This is a genomic window from Halomonas sp. ABH4_019, assembly GCF_056159885.1.
In genome coordinates, this window is sequence record NZ_JBSWWC010000003.1 from 159,694 (window position 1) to 177,311 (window position 17,618).

The window sequence follows — 17,618 nt, forward strand, 5'->3', positions numbered from 1 at the left end:
GGCAGGCCCCGTATCACAAGGAACCTTGCATGAGTCAGACGCCATCCCCGCGTCGTCGCCAGAAGCTGGCCGAGCTGATCAGCGATGATATCAAGCGCTGGATCGCCACCGAGGGACTGACCGAGGGCGACCGCCTGCCCAACGAGAAGACCCTGATGGAACTCTATGGCTGCGCCAAGGGCACCGTGCGCGAGGCTCTCAAGATCCTCGAGGTGGAGGGCCTGATCGCCCTCAAGACTGGGCCCGGTGGCGGCGCCATCCTGCGCACGCCGAGCATGGAGCCGGCCAGTCGCATGCTGCGCAACTTCCTGCATTTCCGGTCGCTGGATGGCCATCAGGTCTATCAGCTGCGCCGCTTGCTGGAGGTGGAGATGGCGGTCTCCGTCGTCGGCCGGTTGAACGAGGAAGCGCTGAACCGCCTGGAGGCCAACATGACGGCGTGCGAATGCCATCGGCTGGGCGAAGAGGATCAGCGACGCCAGCGATTCCTCGAACTGGAGTTCCACAACCTGTTGGCCCGAGCCTGTCCCAACCCGCTGCTGGCCTTCATGTGCCGCTTCCTCAACGACATGCTGCGCGACCTGGTGGTGGTCAAGAAGGCCTACGTGCCCGAGCGCAAGCAGTTCGATGAGGCCAATCACCGCTATCACCGGGAGCTTGTCGAGGCCTTCCGTGCCGAGGACGTCGAGCGGGTACGGCGGCTGATGGACGAGCACATGCGCGATGCCGAGTTCCACATGTCGGCCCTGGAGGCGGAAATGGCCGACCAGATGCTGATCTCCCAGGACGCTCTCGCCGCGGCGGCCGATGCCTCGCCCCTGCTGCGGCTCGTCGATCCGGCGCGCTGAGGCCGTGCCCCGATTGCCCATCACAATGACAACGAGGAACATGCATGACTATCGCCCAACTCGACTCTGTTGCGACACTGCGCACCGATCGCGAAGGCCTCTGGCAGGCCTTGATGGAGCTCGCCAGCCTGGGGGCGACCCCCAAGGGCGGCGTCAATCGCCAGGCCCTCACCGAGCTGGATCGCCAGGCCCGCGACCTGTTCATTCGCTGGTGCCGGGACGAGGGCTTGAGCATTCGCGTCGATGCCATCGGCAACATCTTCGCCCGACGTCCGGGGCGGGACCCGAAGAGCCCGGTGGTGATGACCGGCAGCCATATCGACACTCAGCCCACCGGCGGCAAGTTCGATGGCTGCTATGGAGTGATGGCCGGGCTCGAGGTCATTCGCACCCTCAACCGCCACGGCGTCCAGACCGAGGCGCCGATCGAGGTGGTCGCCTGGACCAACGAGGAGGGCTGCCGGTTCCCGCCCTGCATGATGGGCTCGGGGGTGTTCACCGGGCAACTGGCGCTGGACGAGATGTTGGCCCAGGTCGATGACGATGGCGTCCGCGTCGATGAAGCCCTGGGAGCCATCGGCTACCGCGGGAACGACCGCGTGGACCACGGGGCCATCAAGGCCTTCTTCGAGGCGCATATCGAGCAGGGACCGATCCTCGAGGATACCGGCAACACCGTGGGCGTGGTGATCGGGGCCCTGGGGCAGAAATGGTTCGACCTCAGGCTCACCGGCCAGGAGGCCCATGCCGGCCCCACGCCCATGGATCTGCGCCGCGATGCCATGCTGGGCGCCGCCGAGATCACCCAGGCCGTCAACCGCATCGCCAATGCCCACCAGCCCCATGGCCGCGGCACCGTCGGCTCGCTGCAGCTGCATCCCGGCTCGCGCAACGTCATTCCCGGCGAGGTCCGAATGACCATCGACCTGCGTCACCTCGATCCCGGGACGCTGGCGCGCATGACCGACGAACTGCGCCGAGTAGTGGACGAGACGAGCCGGCGCCATGGCCTGGACGCCGAACTCACGCCGACCGCCGACTTCGCCCCCGAGCGTTTCGCCGATGGCTGCGTCGAGGCGGTGCGCCATGCCGCCGAGCGGCTCGGCTGCTCGCACCTGGAGGTCGTCAGCGGCGCCGGCCACGACGCCATCTTCCTGGGGCGTGTCGCGCCCGCCGGGATGATCTTCGTGCCCTGCGAGAACGGCATCAGCCACAACGAGAGCGAGAACGCCACCCCGGAGGACCTGCACGACGGCTGTAACGTCCTGCTGCATGCCATGCTGGAACAGGCGGTCGTGGTCTCGAGCGAGGAGGAGTGACGGGCCCATGACGACCACCGACTCTCCCACCGAGCTTGCCGAGTTGAACGCCGGCGAGGCCCTGGCGTTGTTTCGGCGTGGCGCCCTCTCGCCCGTCGAGCTGACGGAAGATTGCCTGGCACGCATCGAGCGCGACAACCCGGGGGTGAACGCCTTCGCCCATGTGGATGGCGATCGGGCCCTGGCCGCCGCCCGGGCCTCGGAAGCCCGCTGGCACGCCGGCCGCCCCTGCGGCGCCCTCGATGGCGTTCCCACGACCATCAAGGACCTGACCCTGACGGCGGGGATGCCCACACGGCTGGGCTCCACCACCACCTCGCCGCAGGGCCCCTGGGACACCGATGCCCCGGTCAGCCATCACCTGAAGGAGGCCGGCGCGGTGATCCTCGGCAAGACGACGTCCCCGGAATTCGGCTGGAAGGGGGTCACCGACAATCCCCTGCACGGCATCACGCGCAATCCCTGGGACACGCGCCTGACGCCGGGGGGCTCCTCGGGCGGCGCGGCGGCGGCGGCGGCCCTGAACCTGGGCCTGCTGCACCAGGGCAGCGATGCCGGCGGCTCGATCCGCATTCCCTGTGGCTTCACCGGAACCTTCGGCATCAAGCCCACCTTCGGCTGGGTGCCCCAGTGGCCCGCCAGCGCCATGGGCACCCTGTCCCACCTGGGGCCGATGACCCGCACCGCGGCCGACAGTGCCCTGATGCTGAGCGTCATGGCCCGGCCGGATGCCCGCGACGGCTACCTGGGCAATCCTCGATCCGAGGACTGGCTGGCTCCGCCGCCGGCCTCGCTGAAGGGGTGGCGAATCGCTTACAGCCCGGACCTGGGCTATGTGAACGTCGCCCCGGATATCGCCGCTCGAGTGCGCAGCGCCGTCGGGCTGCTGCGTGAGCTGGGCGCCACCGTGGACGAGGTGCATCCCGGCTTCGAGGATCCTCGGAGCATCTTCGACACCCTGTGGTTCGCCGGTGCGAGCCAGGCGCTGGAGCGGCTGGATGAGGCACAGCGGGCGGCCCTGGACCCGGGTTTCCTGGACATCGCCCGGCGAGGCCAGGACATCTCGATGCGCGATTATCTCGCCGCCCAGCGAGAGCGGGAGCGCCTCGTCGCGCGCATGCAGGCCTTCCACGAGCGCTACGATCTGCTGGCGACACCGACCCTGCCGCTGGCGCCCTTCGAGGCGGGCCACAATGTGCCGCCGAATGGGCCGTACCGGGACTGGATGGACTGGACGCCCTTCAGCTACCCCTTCAACCTCACCCAGCAGCCCGCCGCCTCCTTGCCCTGCGGCCTGGATGACCAGGGCTTGCCGGTGGGCCTGCACCTGGTGGGGCCCCGCTTCCGGGACCTCAATGTGCTGCACGCCGCCAGGCTGCTGGAAAGTCGGCTGCCGCCCTGTCCACTGCCGGGAAGGTCCAGCGGCTGATCGTCCCGTACTATCTCGGCGGCGCCGATCCGGTCACCCGTGCCCGGCTGGGCGAGCAGAGATCGCTTTACCATGGCGATGCGTGAGCGAAGGCGACTGGCGCTACTCGAACAGCTCGCCCTGGTGCCGCGGCGGCCGGAAGGACTCGCAGTCCAGGGACGGCAGGCCGGGGAAATCGAGCCGCCGGTGGGCCTGGCGGAAGCGCTGGTCGAGCAGGTCGGCGAACACCCCCTGGCCGCGCATGCGGTGGCCGAATCGGGCGTCGTAGTCGCGCCCGCCGCGGCACTGGCGAATCAGGCTCATCACCTTGGCGGCGCGCTCGGGGTAGTGCTGGGCCAGCCAGTCCTCGAACAGCGGCGCCACCTCCCGGGGCAGGCGCAGCAGCATCCAGCGCGCATCCATGGCGCCGGCGTCTCTGGCGGCGTCCATCAACCGCTCCAGCTCGTGATCGGTGAGCCCCGGGATCACCGGCGAGATCAGGGTGCCCACCGGCACGCCGGCTTCGGCCAGCCGGCCGATCATCCTGAGCCGCGTCGCCGGCGAGGCGGCGCGTGGCTCCAGGCTGCGCTTCAGGTCGGTGTCCAGGCTGGTCAGGCTGACCAGCACCCGGACCAGGCGACGGCGGGCCAGCTCGCCCAGCAGGTCCAGATCGCGCAGGATCAGCGCCCCCTTGGTCACCAGGGTGACCGGGTGGCGGCAGGCGAGCAGGCATTCCAGCAGGCGCCGCGTGGTGCCGCGTTCGGCCTCGAGGGGCTGGTAGGCATCGGTGTTGCCGGCCAGGTTGATCGGGCGACACACATAGCCGGGATGGGCCATTTCTTCCTCGAGTCGCTCGACCAGGCCCTGGCGGGCGATCAGCCGCGTCTCGAAGTCGAGCCCGGGGGAGAGGTCCCAGTAGGCGTGGCTGGGGCGGGCATAGCAGTAGATGCAGCCGTGCTCGCAGCCCCGATAGGGGTTCAGCGAGCGGTCGAAGGGCAGGTCCGGCGAACGGTTCCAGGCCAGGGCGCTGCGCGACCGCTCCTCGGCGACCTCGGTGGCCAGCCGCTCGGGCACGGCGTCCTGCCACCAGCCGTCGTCCACGGCCTCGACCCGCGTCGGCGCGAAGCGATTGTCGGGATCGAAGGTGGCGCCTCGGCCCTTGCGGGCCCAGGCGTCCCGGGGAGGGGTCGCCATGCGGAGCTCCTTTTCTGTAATTATGTACAGTATAGGGATCTCCCGTCATCACGACAAAGCGTTGGCCGGGGAGCTTGTCTACGCGGTCGAGCGCTTCGACGTCGGTGCGTCCGGCGTCGAGGGGGCTCGCCTGCCCGAGGTCCGCGATGTGCATCATGTGCATGCCTGGTCACTGACGCCGGGGCCGCCTCTGATGTCGCTGCCTGCGATGCTGGATGAGGGGGCGGACCAGGAGCGGGGGCTGGTCGAGATCAAGACGATGCTGAGCGACGCCTTTGCCGTCGCGCAGGCGACGCTTCGGGTCGAGTCGTGGAAGGGCTGTGCCGATGAGGCGGGGGCTGTCGGATGGGCGGCGGGCGCCACCCATCCCGACGGCGCGAGGGAAGACTTATCCGGGAACACCCTGACTGCGCAGGTAATCGTCATAACTGCCACTGAAATCGACGATGCCGTCGTCTTTCATCTCGATGATGCGCGTGGCCAGCGAGCCGACGAATTCCCGGTCGTGACTGACAAAGATCAACGTGCCGGCATAGTGTTCCAGTGCCAGGTTGAGCGCTTCGATGGACTCCATGTCCAGGTGGTTCGTGGGCTCATCCATGATCAGCACATTGGGCTGTTGCAGGATGAGCTTGCCGAACAGCATGCGCCCCTGTTCGCCACCCGAGATGACCTTCACGGATTTGCCGATGTCGTCATTGGAGAACAGCATCCGGCCTAGTGCACCGCGCACGGTCTGCTCACCGCCGGTCGTCCACTGCTGCATCCATTCGAAGAGCGTCTCGCCGCCCTCGAAGTCCGCCGCGTGGTCCTGCGCGAAGTAACCGACGTCGGCCGCATCGGTCCATCTGGCTTCGCCGGCATCCGGCGTCATGCTGCCCACCAGGCAGTTGAGCAGGGTGGTCTTGCCGATGCCGTTGGGGCCGATGATGGCGATCCGTTCGCCGGCCTCGACGCGCAGGCCGAGTCGCTCGAACAGTACGTTATCGCCCCAGGCCTTGGAGAGATCTTCCACCGAGAGCGCCTGGCGATGGATTTTCTTGTTCTGCTCGAAGCGAATGAAGGGGCTGACGCGCGAGGAGGGCTTGATCTCCTCGAGTTGAATCTTGTCGATCTTGCGCTGCCGCGACGTGGCCTGCTTGGCCTTTGAGGCATTGGCCGAGAAGCGGCTGACGAATTGCTGCAGTTCGGCGATTTCCGCCTTCTTCTTGGCATTTTCGGCATGCAGGCGCTCGCGTGCCTGGGTGGCGGCGGTCATGTACTCGTCGTAGTTGCCCGGAAACAGCTGCAGCTCGCCGTAGTCCAGATCCGCCATGTGCGTGCAGACACTGTTCAGGAAGTGGCGGTCGTGGGAGATGATGATCATGGTCGACGAGCGTGCCTTGAGGATGTCCTCCAGCCAGCGAATCGTGTTGATATCGAGGTGGTTGGTCGGCTCATCGAGCAGCAGCACGTCGGGGTCGCTGAACAGCGCCTGGGCCAGCAGCACGCGGAGCTTCCAGCCCGGCGCGACAACGCTCATCGGCTGGTCGTGCTGCTCGAGGGGAATGCCCAGGCCCAGCAGCAGCTCGCCGGCACGGGCCTCGGCGGTATAGCCATCGAGTTCGGCGAAACGCACCTCGAGATCGGCGACCGCCATGCCATCTTCTTCACTCATCTCGGCCTGGGAGTAGATGCGCTCACGCTCCGCGGCGACCCGCCAGAGTTCTTCGTTGCCCATGATGACGGTGTCGATGACACGTTCGTCCTCGAAGGCGAACTGGTCCTGGCGCAACTTGCCCAGGCGAGTGGTGGCGTCCTTCATCACCTGGCCGCTGGTCGGCTCGAGGTCGCCCCCGAGGATCTTCATGAGGGTCGACTTGCCACAGCCGTTGGCCCCGATCAGGCCGTAGCGGTGGCCCTGGCCGAATTTGACGGAAACGTTTTCGAACAGCGGCTTGGGGCCAAACTGCATGGTGATGTTGGCGGTAGAGAGCACGGCGGAGTATCTCGCGGGAGGAACATGAATGAGAGACTTGGGCCGGCACGGCAAGGGGCTTCGACCAAAGTGGAGGGCGCATTGTACGTGCCGGATCGCGTGGCTATCTACACGCCCCGTCGACCGGCCGCGTCGGCTCGGTTCGGCAACCAGCCGCGGGCTCATGCCTCGACCTCGAGCCACGCTCCCCAGCGAGTGGTATAGCGCGATGACGGGTGGCTGCCGCGCAGCTGCCAGGGAGCCTTGGCGGTGGGGAGGCGTCGCCATGTCGGGCTCCTTTGCCGTATCCAGGTACGGCACGGGCGTCTCCCGTCATCACGACAAAGCGTTGGCCGGGGAACTCGGGCGGGGGTGCGGGGTTCCACACTGTCGCGAGGGCGCCCCGGACGAGCCCGGGGCCGTGATGGATGCCACTGACAAGGAACCCGTTATGAAGCGACGCGATTTCCTCAAACTCACCGGGGCGCTCGGCGGCAGCGGCCTGTTGCCGATGGGCAGCGTGCTGGCGGCGACGCGGGAGGCTCGGCCGAGCGGTGACGGCGAGCCCTTCGACTATGCCTGGCTCAAGGGGCTGGCTCGGGAGCTTTCCGCCCGGCCGCCGCGTGAACATGCCATCGAGCTGCCCGCGCCGATTCGGGGGCTCGACTGGGACGCCTACCAGGCGATCCGCTATCGGCCCGAGCGGGCGCTGTGGGCCGGGGACCCGGGAACGGATTTCCGCGCCCAGTTGTTCCATCTGGGGCTCCATTACCGGACGCCGGTGCGCATCTACGAGGTCGTCGAGGGGCGGGCCCATGAGCTCGCCTACGCCGCCGAACGCTTCGATTTCGGCGAGTCGGGCATCGAATCGGAGCGCCTGCCCGAGGGGCTGGGCTACGCCGGGTTCCGGCTCCACCATCGTGACGACTGGCAGCGCGACGTCGCCGCCTTCCTGGGGGCCAGCTACTTCCGGGCGGTGAGCGATTCTCTGCAGTACGGCATGTCGGCCCGCGGCCTGGCCATCGACACGGCCACCGCGACCGGCGAGGAGGAGTTCCCCGACTTCACCCGCTTCTGGCTGGAGCGCCCCGAGGGCGGCGAGGCGCGGGTCATCGTCCATGCGCTGCTCGAATCGGCCAGCGTCACCGGCGCCTACCGCTTCGTGATCACCGAGGACGAGGGCGTGGTCATGGACATCGATGCCGCCCTCTATCCGCGGCGCACCATCGAGCGGCTCGGGGTGGCGCCGCTGACCAGCATGTACATGGTCGGCGAGAACGATCGCGGCGCCGACTGGGACTGGCGGCCGGAGATCCACGACTCCGATGGCCTGTCGATCCATTCGGGTAACGGCGAATGGCTATGGCGACCGCTCGCCAATCCCGACCGGCTGCGCTTCAACGCCTTCGGCGACCGCTCGCCGCGCGGCTTCGGGCTGCTGCAGCGGGATCGCGACTTCGACCATTACCAGGACGACGGCGTCTTCTACGACCGGCGGCCCGGCGTGTGGATCGAGCCGAAGGGCGACTGGGGCGAGGGATCGATACAGCTGGTCGAGCTGCCCACCCTCGACGAGACCTTCGACAACATCGTCGTCTTCTGGAACCCGGCCAGGCCCGCCGAGCCCGGCGAGGAGCTGCTGTTCGGCTATCGGCTCAGCTGGTGCGACGCCTCGCCCGCGCGGCCGTCGCTGGCGCGCTGCGTGGCGACCCGCACCGGGCTCGGCGGCGTGGTCGGCCAGCGTCGCGACTATTACAGCCGGCGCTTCGTGGTCGACTTCGCGGGCGGGCCGCTGCCGCTGGGCGAGGATGCCGAGGTCGAACCCGTCATCGACGCCTCCGACGGTCGGGTCGAGATCGCCTCGGCCCGCCCGCTGGAGGCCATCGATGGCTACCGCGCCAGGTTCGACGTGGTGCCCCCCGACGATGGTACCGAGCCCATCACCCTGCGGCTCTACCTGAAGCGCGGCGATCAACCCTTGACCGAGACCTGGCTCTACGAGTGGACACCGCCGCCCGCCGAAGAGCGCAAGCTGCGCAATCCCGGACACCTCTAGGGGGATCTTGCGCCGGGGGCATGGGAAGCCCGCCCGAGCGGGCGGCGGCCGATGGGCCTCCGCCTTGCCGGGGCCTCTGGTAGGATGGGCGCCTCGCCAAGGACGCCCGGAGACGCCCCGTGACCGATGCCATGCCGCCCATTCCCGCGCCCGACACCGTCTGTGCCGGGCGCGTGGCCCGCTATCTCGACACCCTGACCAAGCCCCCCGGCAGCCTCGGGCGCCTGGAGTCCCTGGCGGTGAGCCTGGCGGCGATCACCGGCGAGGATTTCCCGCGGGTCGGCCCCCCCGGGGTGGCGGTGTTCGCCGCCGATCATGGCGTGGCGGCGGAGGGCGTCTCGGCCTTCCCCCAGGCGGTGACCGGCCAGATGGTGGCCAATTTCGTCGCCGGCGGGGCGGCCATCAATGCCTTCGCGCGGCGCATCGGCGCGCGGCTCGAGGTGGTCGACGTGGGCGTGGCGGGGGAGCTGCCCGATGACGGCGTGGTCCATGATCGCGTCCGCTCCGGCACCGCCAACCTGGCCCGCGAGAACGCCATGACCCGCGACCAGGCCCTGGCCGCCATCGCCGCCGGCCGGCGCGCCGCCGAACGCGCCGCGGAGGCGGGCTGTCGCTGCCTGATCGCCGGCGAGATGGGGATCGCCAACACCACCGCCAGCAGCGCCATGCTGGCGGCCATGACCGGCGTGCCCGTCGCCGAGCTGGTCGGCCCCGGCACCGGCGTGGCCGGCGAGGCGCTGGCCCACAAGCGCGCGGTGATCGAGGCGGCCCTGGCCGAGCGCGCCCCGGACCCCGCCGATCCCCTGGACGTGCTGGCGAAGCTCGGCGGGCTCGAGATCGCCGCCATGGTCGGGGCCTACCGGGAAGCGGCGGCCAGGCGTCTTCCCTGTCTCGTCGACGGTTTCATCGCCACGGTGGCCGCGCTGACCGCCTGCCGGCTCGACCCGGCGCTGCGGCCCTACCTGATCTTCGGCCATCGCTCCCACGAGCCCGGCCACGCCCACGCCCTGGCGGCGCTGGACGCCGAGCCGCTGCTGGCCATGGAGCTGTGCCTGGGCGAGGGCAGCGGCGCGGCCCTGGCCTTCCCGCTGCTCGAGGCGGCCACGGCGATGCTGGCCGAGATGGCCACCTTCGACGGCGCCGGGGTCGACCACCGCGAGGGGCCTTGATCCCATGGATGCCCCCTTGCGTCACGCCCTTCGCCATGAGCCTTGCCGGCACCAGGGGCCGGCCTCTCGGAGGCTGGCCTTCGGCGATGGCCTGCGCCTCGTCGCCGAGGCCGGCTGCCTGCACTTCCACTACCCTGAACCGCTGCGCACCCTCAGCAACGCCCTGGTCGGGGAAGGGCTCGGCTGGGCCCGCGACTTCTGCAATTTCTGCGTCGACAAGGACTACGATGGCCGGGCCCCGTCGGAGGACCTGCGCCGCTGGCTCGCCGCGCGGGGCCTGTTTGAAGGCAGGGACGGCGAGGCCCTGGCGATGATGACCGCGGTGCCGCTGGCGCATCTGGCGCTGGTGCCGGTCGACATCGACGACGTGGAGGGCAGGCCTCGGGTGCTGGCGGCGGTCACCGCCGGGGTGGGCAATGCCGTGGACATCACCGCGCCGGCGAGCGGCGATCCGCGCCTGGTCGCGGGCACCATCAATGTCCTGGTGTTCGTCGACGGCCACCTCACCGACGGCGCCCTGGTCAACGCCGCGCTCTCCGCCACCGAGGCCAAGGTGCAGGCCCTGGCGGCCGACGGGGTGCGCGATCCCGAGCACGGCACCCCGGCCACCGGCACCTCCACCGACTGCCTGGCCATCGCCGCCACCCAGCGCGGCGCGCCGACGCCCTATGCCGGCTCGGGCACGCGTCTCGGCCGCGCGATCGGCGCCGCGGTCTATCGCGCCGTGCGCGAATCCCTGGCCGCCGGGGAGGGCACGGCATGACGCTGGAGCCGCTGTCCTGGGAGCTGCTGGCGCTGATCGTCGTCGCACTCGTCGTCGATCTGGCGCTGGGCGATCCCCCCTGGCTGCCGCATCCGGTGGTGGGCATCGGCCGGGCGATCGCCCGGCTCGAACGCCACTGGAATCACGGCCCCGCCGAGGCCCGGCGGCGGCAGGGCCTCTGGCTGGCGCTGGTCGTGCCCGTCGGCACCTGGACGCTGGTCTGGGGCCTGCTGACGGCGCTGGCCTGGATATCTCCCGGCTTGTCGCTTGCCGCCGAGCTCATCCTGCTGGCCACGGCCTTCGCCACCCGCGGGCTCGCCGAGGCGGCCCGGGCGGTGGCCGAGCCGCTCAAGCGCGGCGACCTGCCGGCGGCGCGGCGAGCCCTGGGCCGGATCGTCGGCCGCGACACCGAGGCGCTGGACGAGGCCGGGCTCGCCCGGGGCGCGGTGGAGACCGTGGCCGAGAACACCGTGGACGGCATCAACGCGCCGCTCTTCTGGGCGCTGCTCGGCGGCGCGCCCCTGGCGCTGGCCTACAAGGCGGTCAACACGCTGGATTCGATGGTCGGCTATCGCAGCCCGCGCTTCGAGGATTTCGGCCGCGCCTCGGCGCGCCTGGACGACGCCGTCAACTGGCTGCCGGCGCGGCTCACGGCGCTGGCCATGTGGCTGGCGGCGCGCCTCGTCGTCGGTGGCCGCACGAAAGGTGCCATGGCTGCGACTCGCCGCGAGGCGCCGCGGCACCCCAGCCCCAACGCCGGCTGGCCGGAGGCGATGGTGGCGCACCTGCTGGGCGTGCGGCTCGGCGGGCTCAACCACTACGATGGTCGCCCCTCGCATCGCGCCGTCCTCGGTCGCGCCCTGGAGCCGCTGAGCGTGGCCCATATCGAGCGCGCCATCCGTCATATGCACGGCGGTTGGCTGGGCGTGCTGGCGCTGCTGGCGCCCCTGGTGCTGTTGAAGGAGTGGCTGGCATGACAACACCGGCGAGAACGGACGCCAAGAGCATGCCGGACTGGCCGGCCCACGGCGGGCGCATCGCGCCGCTGCTGGCGCGTCACGGCCTGCCCGCCGACCATCCGGTGGTCGACTTCAGCGCCAACCTCAATCCGCTGGGGCCGCCGCCCTGGCTCGGCGATTGGCTGAGCGATCGGCTGAGTGAGCCGCTAGCCGGCGCCGGCGAGTGGCTCTCCCGCTATCCGGATCCGGACGACGACCGGGCGCGCCGCGCCATCGCCGCCCACGACGGCGTGGCCCCGGCGCGGGTGCTGGTCACCAACGGCGGCATCGAGGCGATCCACCTCGCCGCGGCGCTGCACGCCGGTGGCCGGGCGCTGGTGATCGAGCCCAGCTTCTCGGAGTACGCCCTGGCCTGCGGCCGGCACGGTCTTTCCGTCGAGCGGCTGGCGCTGGAGACGCCCGAGTTCCGGCTCGATCTCGACGCCGCCGAGGCGTCCCTGGTCGGCGTCGACATCGTCTTCCTGTGCCGGCCCAACAACCCCAGCGGCACCCTGATTCCCCGCGCCGACGTCGAGCGGCTGCTGGAGAGGGCCGACGAGGCCGGCACCACCCTGGTGGTGGACGAGGCCTTCGTCGACTTCACCGAGACGGATGAGCGGCTCACGCCACTGCTCGAGCGCTCGAGTAACCTGCTGCTGCTGCGCTCGCTGACCAAGCTCTTCGACGTGCCGGGGCTCCGGCTCGGCTACCTGCTCGGCGACCCCGAGGCCGTCGCGCGGCTGGCCGCGCTGCAGATGCCGTGGAGCGTCAACGCCCTGGCGCTGGGGCTGGCGGCGCCGCTGCTCGCCGACCGTGACTACCTGGCTCGCACCCGGGCCTGGCTCGCCGCCGAGCGCGATCTGCCCGAACGCGTGCGGGCGCTGGGCTATGCGGTGCCCGAGACCCATGCCAACTTCCTGCTGCTGCGCGGCGGGGCCGATGCCAGCGAGGCCGGGGCGCTGTTCGCCTTCCTGCTCGAGCGCGGGCTGCTGGCCCGCCACACCCACGGCTTCCCCGGCCTCGACGGCGCCTGGCTGCGCCTGGCGCTGCGCGGCGGCGACGACAACGCCCGGCTGCTCGAAGCCCTGGCGGCCTGGAGGCGGCCATGATCGCCTTCGTCTCCGGCGGGGCGCGCTCCGGCAAGAGCGGCGTCGCCGAGGCCCTGGTGCGTGACTGGCAGGCCGCGCGAGGCGGGCAGCAGGTCTATCTCGCCACCGCCCGGGCCGGCGACGCCGAGATGGCCGCCCGCATCGCCCGCCACCGCCGCGAGCGCGGCGAGGGTTGGCTGACTCACGAGCCGCCGCTGGCCTTCGCCGAGACGCTCGCCGCCATGCCGAGGGGCAGCACGGTACTGCTCGACTGCCTGACCCTGTGGGCCAGCCGGGTGATGTTCGAGGCCGATCTCTCTGAGGCGGAGGGTCGGGCGATGCTGTCGGCCGGGCTCGACGAGGCCCGCCGGCGCGACCTCGCCCTGGTGGTGGTCTCCAACGACCTGAACGAGGATTTGCCGCCCCGCGACGCCCTGGTGTGGCGCTATCTGGCCTTCCTGCAGGCCCTGCATCGCGACCTGGCCGCGGCCGCTGACCGCGTGATTGAGGTGGTGGCCGGCCGCGCCATCGAGTGGAAAGGAGACGATTCATGAAGGACGCGGGCTTCGGCGCGCTGCTGGCCCTCCAGTTCCTGACTCGGCTGCCGGTGCCGCTGTCCTGCCCCTGGACGCCGGCCACCCGGCGCTGGGCGGCGCGGGCCTATCCGCTGGTCGGCGCGCTGGTCGGGGCGATCCTGGCCGTCGCCGGCGCGCTGCTCGAGGAGATGCTCCCTCTGCCGCTGCTGGCGCTTTTGCTGCTCAGCCTGTGGGTGGCGCTGACCGGCGGGTTGCACCTCGACGGCCTGATGGACCTGGCCGACGCGCTCGGCAGCAACGCGCCGCTCGAGAAGCGCTGGGCGATCATGAAGGACCCGCAGGTGGGCAGCTTCGGGATGCTGGCGCTGGTCTTCCAGCTGGCCTGGAAGGCGGCGCTGCTGTGGGCGCTGCTGGCCGCCGGGGCTAGCCCGTGGTGGCTGGTGCCGGTGGTGGCGCTGGGGCGGCTGGCCGCGGTCGGCCTGCTGGTGAGCCAGCCCGCCGCCCGCACCGAGGGCCTGGCCCACGCCTGGCAGCAGAGCCTCGGCCGGCGCGACCTGGCGCTGGCCTCGCTGCCGGCGCTGGCGTGTCTCGTCTTCGTGCCCGGGATGGGCTGGCTGCTGGCTTGGCTGCTTGTCGGAATGGCGGGCTTCGTCATCATCTATGGCCGGGCGGTGCGCCGGGCCTTCGGCGGCATCAACGGCGACATCGTCGGCGCCGCCATCGAGGGAGGAGAACTATGGCTGCTGCTGATCGCCTGGAGCTGGTGGTCGTTCGTCATGGCCTGACCCGTCGGGGCTGTGAAGAGGGGGAGCGCCGATGAGTGATGATCGCCTGGACGATACCCGCTGTCTCGACGTGGTGGTCGTTCGTCATGGCCTGACGTGCTGGAACCGCGAGTGTCGCTACCAGGGCCATCGCGACATCCCGCTGCTGCTGCCGGACGCCGAGCCGGACCTCGACCGGCTGCGCGAGGCGCTGGCCGAGGTCGCGTTCGACGCCGTGCACTGCAGCGACCTGACGCGCTGCCGCCAGACCCTGGCCCACGTGCTGGAGGGCCGGGAGCGCGAGGAGGAACGAGCGGCGTCGCGCTTCGATGCCCGGCTGCGCGAGCTGGCCTTCGGCGACTACGAGGGCCGGACCTGGGCCGAGCTCAAGGACGACCCCGACTATCGGGCCTGGGTCGACAGCCGGGGGCGGCTGGCCACGCCGGGCGGCGAATCCGCCGACGATCTGTGGGCGCGGCTCTCGGCCTGGCTCGAGGAGGTGCAGGCCGAGGCCCGGGAGGCCGGCCATCGCCGGGTGCTGGCGGTCAGCCATGGCGGCGCCATCCGCGAGCTGCGCCGCCGCCTGGAGAACGCGGACTTCTGGGGCGGCGTGGTGGGCCAGGCCCAGGGGCGGTGTTTCACCTTTACTCGCGAGGGAGGCGACTGGACATGCAGCTCTTCATCGGCGGTGCCTGCGCCGGCAAGCGCGACCTCGTAGCCGCGCGCTTCCCCGGCGCCGCCTGGTCTCGGGTCGACGAGGTCGGGCTCGTAGGCTGGGAGAACGACCCTCATTCGGGCGCGGTGCGGGTGCTGACCGGCTGGACGGACTGGCTGGGGCAAGCCCTGGAGGACGAGCCCGACGACGACCGGCTGCGCGCGCGGCTGGTCGCGGCGCTCGACGCGCTGGGGAACGCCGAGCGTGAGGTGAGGGGAGAGATCGTGCTGATCCTGCCCGAGATGGGGCGTGGCATCGTGCCCATGGACGCGGCGGACCGGCGCCTGCGCGACCTGGCCGGCTGGCTGGCCCAGGACGCCGCCGCCCGCGCCGAGGCAGTCTGGTATGTGCGCCACGGGCTGGCGCGCCGGCTGTGAGTCGGGTCAGGATCACTTTCGAGGGGCTCCGGGGACAAGCCGAGGAAGAACTCCTACGCCAGGGGTGAGGCGGATTCCGCCGAACGGGCTGGCCAAGGATGGCCAGCACCGGCCCTGCAAGCGAAGCGGGACGCGAGAGCGCTGCAGGGCGTCGGGAGCTTACAGGGACGTATTCACAGCGTTTCTTCGGAGGCTTGTCGACGGGATAGCCGCGAGCGTATCGGTAGCGACGGTCTTGGTTAAGAGCCCGCGCCGCGTTGACGCCCCGGTAGGCGATTGCTAGCTTACGCGCACTCTCAGGTGACCCAGGCGCCCTCCGAACCGGCGCCAGGCCCCCACGATGGGCCGGGTTGAAACGGGAAGTCGGTGATCCAGTCCGACGCTGCCCCCGCAACGGTGATCGAGTGAAGGGCCGCCACTACCGGCAACGGTAGGCCACTGTGCCAACACGGCACGGGAAGGCGGCGGTCCGAGGCACAGGCCTCGCTCGTCAGCCCGGAGACCGGCCTGGGAGCCAACGCCACGAGGCGCCGGATGGCCTCGAGGCTCGATAAAAACCGAGAAGCCGTGCGGGTGAGCACGGTGAGCAAGGATTCCCATGAACAAGCCCCATTCCTCCCGCGGCCTGGCCTTCGCCCTGGCCGCGCTGCCGCTGGCCGTCCAGGCCCAGGGCGAGACCACCGCCACGGCGGACGATGCCGCCTCACAGACGCTCAACCCGCTGGTGGTGACCGCCGCCCTGGCGCCGCGCACCGCCGAGGAGAGCCTGGCCTCGGTCACCGTCATCGACGCGGCCGACCTGCGCCGCCAGGATCCCAGGGACATCACCGACATCCTGCGTGCCCGGCCCGGCGTCGACGTCTCCTCCAACGGCGCCTTCGGCAAGACCAGCAGCGTCTATCTGCGCGGTACCGGCAGCGAATCCACGCCGCTGATGATCGACGGCATCCGGCTGCGCTCCGCGACGCTCGGTAGCCCGGCCTGGCAATTCCTCGACCCGCGCATGTTCGAGCGCGTCGAGGTCGTGCGCGGCCCGCGGGGCAGCCTCTACGGCGCCGATGCCGTGGGCGGCGTGGTCCAGCTGTTCACCCCCCGGGGCGAGGGCGATCCGACCCCGAGCGTCACCCTGGGGGGCGGCAGCTTCGATACCCGGCGGGGCAGCGCCGCGCTGTCCGGTGGCGAGGGCGGCACTCGCTATCACGTCGCCGCCAGCCACCTGGACAGCGACGGCTACGAGACCGTCGACGGCCAGGGCGACAAGGGCTACGACAACACCACCGGCCTGGTGCGCCTCTCGCATACCTTCGCCGGCGGCGCCGAGCTGGGCCTGCTGGGGCTGCGCTCCCGCGGCAACACCGAGTTCGTGGGCGGCGATACCGACTATGCCCAGCAGGTGGCCGGGGTCTACGGTGAGCTGCCGGTCACCGAGGCCTGGCGCAGCCGCCTGACGCTGAGCGAGGCCCGGGACGAGAGCGACAACGATGACGACTTCGGCGATTCGGTGATCGACACCCGCACGCGCACCGCCCGCTGGGAGAACACCCTGGATCTGGGGCCTCACCAGCTGGTCGCCGGCGCCGAGTACGCCCGCGACGACGTCTCCGGCACCACCGCCTACGTCGAGGACAGCCGCGACAACCTGGCCGTGTTCAGCCAGGCGCTGCTGGACTTCTCGCCGTTCTCCGTGCAGGCCGCTCTGCGCCACGACGACAACGAGGCCTTCGGCGAGGAGGTCACCGGCAGCCTGGCTCTGGGGTATGCCCTCGACGAGATCCATACCCTGCGCGCCAGCTACGGCACCGCCTTCCGCGCGCCGACCTTCAACGAGCTCTATTTCCCCAACTTCGGCAATCCCGATCTCGAGGCGGAGCACTCGGAGAGCCTCGAACTCGGCCTGCGCGGCCAGCTCGGTCGCGGCTTCTGGGACCTGGCGCTGTACCGCACCGAGATCGACGACATGATCGCCAACACCCTGCGCAACGGCCGCTTCGCCCCCTTCAACGTCGACCGGGCCCGCATCCGCGGCGTGGAGATCGCCACCGGCGCCGACGTCAACGACTGGACGCTGCGTGCCGCCCTGACCTACACCGACCCCGAGAACCGCGAGACCGGCAAGCGCCTGGTGCGGCGTGCCTCGCGCAGCCTGCGCTTCGACGCCGACCGGGCGCTGGGCGACTGGACGCTCGGCGGTTCCTGGATCGCCCAGGGGCATCGCTATAACGACGTGGCCAACGAGCAGCGCCTGCCCGGCTTCGGCATTCTCAACCTGCGCGCCGGGTGGGACTTCGCCCCGGGCTGGTCGGCTCGACTGACGCTGGAGAACGTCTTCGACAAGGAGTACGTCACCACCTACGACAGCTTCAACGACTACGCCTATCGCGACGCCGGGCGCGCGGCCTTCCTCAGCGTAAGCTTCGGCGGCTGAT

15 protein-coding genes and 1 riboswitch are annotated in these 17,618 nt (G+C 70.6%); of the genes, 13 read left to right on the top strand and 2 right to left on the bottom strand.

Going from position 1 to position 17,618, the window contains the following annotated elements:
* The first annotated feature begins 29 nt into the window (after positions 1-29).
* The 3 genes from ACXAFN_RS13095 to ACXAFN_RS13105 are packed head-to-tail and all read left to right on the top strand — an operon-like array spanning position 30 to position 3,596.
* A complete protein-coding gene (locus tag ACXAFN_RS13095) occupies positions 30-848 on the top strand; it encodes a FadR/GntR family transcriptional regulator (protein ID WP_474989247.1) in 819 nt (272 codons plus the stop codon).
* A gap of 44 nt (positions 849-892) precedes the next feature.
* Positions 893-2,167, top strand: a complete 1,275-nt coding sequence (locus ACXAFN_RS13100) for a Zn-dependent hydrolase (protein WP_474989248.1) — start codon at positions 893-895, stop codon at positions 2,165-2,167.
* 7 nt (positions 2,168-2,174) lie between these two features.
* Positions 2,175-3,596 (top strand): amidase, encoded by a 1,422-nt coding sequence (locus ACXAFN_RS13105; protein WP_474989249.1) that lies wholly within the window; start codon positions 2,175-2,177, stop codon positions 3,594-3,596.
* 102 nt (positions 3,597-3,698) lie between these two features.
* Here the strand turns inward: ACXAFN_RS13105 and ACXAFN_RS13110 are convergent, their stop codons facing one another.
* Positions 3,699-4,769 carry a PA0069 family radical SAM protein gene (locus ACXAFN_RS13110; RefSeq protein ID WP_474989250.1) on the bottom strand — a complete coding sequence of 357 codons (1,071 nt, stop codon included), beginning with the start codon at positions 4,767-4,769 and terminating at the stop codon, positions 3,699-3,701.
* A gap of 388 nt (positions 4,770-5,157) precedes the next feature.
* Positions 5,158-6,747 (bottom strand): ABC-F family ATPase, encoded by a 1,590-nt coding sequence (locus tag ACXAFN_RS13115; protein ID WP_474990146.1) that lies wholly within the window; start codon positions 6,745-6,747, stop codon positions 5,158-5,160.
* 430 nt (positions 6,748-7,177) lie between these two features.
* Between ACXAFN_RS13115 and ACXAFN_RS13120 the strand changes: the two genes are divergently transcribed.
* The 10 genes from ACXAFN_RS13120 to ACXAFN_RS13165 all read left to right on the top strand — a co-directional run bounded on the left by ACXAFN_RS13120 (position 7,178) and on the right by ACXAFN_RS13165 (position 17,617).
* Positions 7,178-8,782 carry an OpgD/OpgG family glucan biosynthesis protein gene (locus tag ACXAFN_RS13120; RefSeq protein ID WP_474989251.1) on the top strand — a complete coding sequence of 535 codons (1,605 nt, stop codon included), beginning with the start codon at positions 7,178-7,180 and terminating at the stop codon, positions 8,780-8,782.
* Positions 8,783-8,913: 131 nt separating this feature from the next.
* Positions 8,914-9,951 carry a nicotinate-nucleotide--dimethylbenzimidazole phosphoribosyltransferase gene (cobT, locus tag ACXAFN_RS13125; protein WP_474990148.1) on the top strand — a complete coding sequence of 346 codons (1,038 nt, stop codon included), beginning with the start codon at positions 8,914-8,916 and terminating at the stop codon, positions 9,949-9,951.
* Between the two features lie 4 nt (positions 9,952-9,955).
* On the top strand, positions 9,956-10,714 hold the full coding sequence (locus tag ACXAFN_RS13130; RefSeq protein ID WP_474989252.1) for an adenosylcobinamide amidohydrolase: 759 nt from the start codon (positions 9,956-9,958) through the stop codon (positions 10,712-10,714).
* Positions 10,711-11,691: an adenosylcobinamide-phosphate synthase CbiB gene (cbiB, locus tag ACXAFN_RS13135; RefSeq protein WP_474989253.1), complete on the top strand. Its 981-nt coding sequence runs from the start codon at positions 10,711-10,713 to the stop codon at positions 11,689-11,691. The genes ACXAFN_RS13130 and cbiB overlap by 4 nt, the downstream gene beginning before the upstream one ends.
* A complete protein-coding gene (cobD, locus tag ACXAFN_RS13140) occupies positions 11,688-12,821 on the top strand; it encodes a threonine-phosphate decarboxylase CobD (RefSeq protein ID WP_474989254.1) in 1,134 nt (377 codons plus the stop codon). The genes cbiB and cobD overlap by 4 nt, the downstream gene beginning before the upstream one ends.
* Positions 12,818-13,354 carry a bifunctional adenosylcobinamide kinase/adenosylcobinamide-phosphate guanylyltransferase gene (locus ACXAFN_RS13145; protein ID WP_474989255.1) on the top strand — a complete coding sequence of 179 codons (537 nt, stop codon included), beginning with the start codon at positions 12,818-12,820 and terminating at the stop codon, positions 13,352-13,354. Before cobD ends, ACXAFN_RS13145 begins: the two co-directional genes overlap by 4 nt.
* Positions 13,351-14,121, top strand: coding sequence for an adenosylcobinamide-GDP ribazoletransferase (cobS, locus tag ACXAFN_RS13150; RefSeq protein WP_474989256.1), 771 nt, complete (start codon positions 13,351-13,353; stop codon positions 14,119-14,121). The genes ACXAFN_RS13145 and cobS overlap by 4 nt, the downstream gene beginning before the upstream one ends.
* Before the next feature lie 31 nt (positions 14,122-14,152).
* Positions 14,153-14,818, top strand: a complete 666-nt coding sequence (locus ACXAFN_RS13155) for a histidine phosphatase family protein (RefSeq protein ID WP_474989257.1) — start codon at positions 14,153-14,155, stop codon at positions 14,816-14,818.
* Complete coding sequence (locus ACXAFN_RS13160; RefSeq protein ID WP_474989258.1) at positions 14,770-15,192, top strand: bifunctional adenosylcobinamide kinase/adenosylcobinamide-phosphate guanylyltransferase; 423 nt, start codon at positions 14,770-14,772, stop codon at positions 15,190-15,192. Before ACXAFN_RS13155 ends, ACXAFN_RS13160 begins: the two co-directional genes overlap by 49 nt.
* Before the next feature lie 327 nt (positions 15,193-15,519).
* A riboswitch (cobalamin riboswitch) is annotated at positions 15,520-15,703 on the top strand.
* Between the two features lie 87 nt (positions 15,704-15,790).
* A complete protein-coding gene (locus ACXAFN_RS13165) occupies positions 15,791-17,617 on the top strand; it encodes a TonB-dependent receptor domain-containing protein (protein ID WP_474989259.1) in 1,827 nt (608 codons plus the stop codon).
* The last annotated feature ends 1 nt before the right edge of the window (position 17,618 follow it).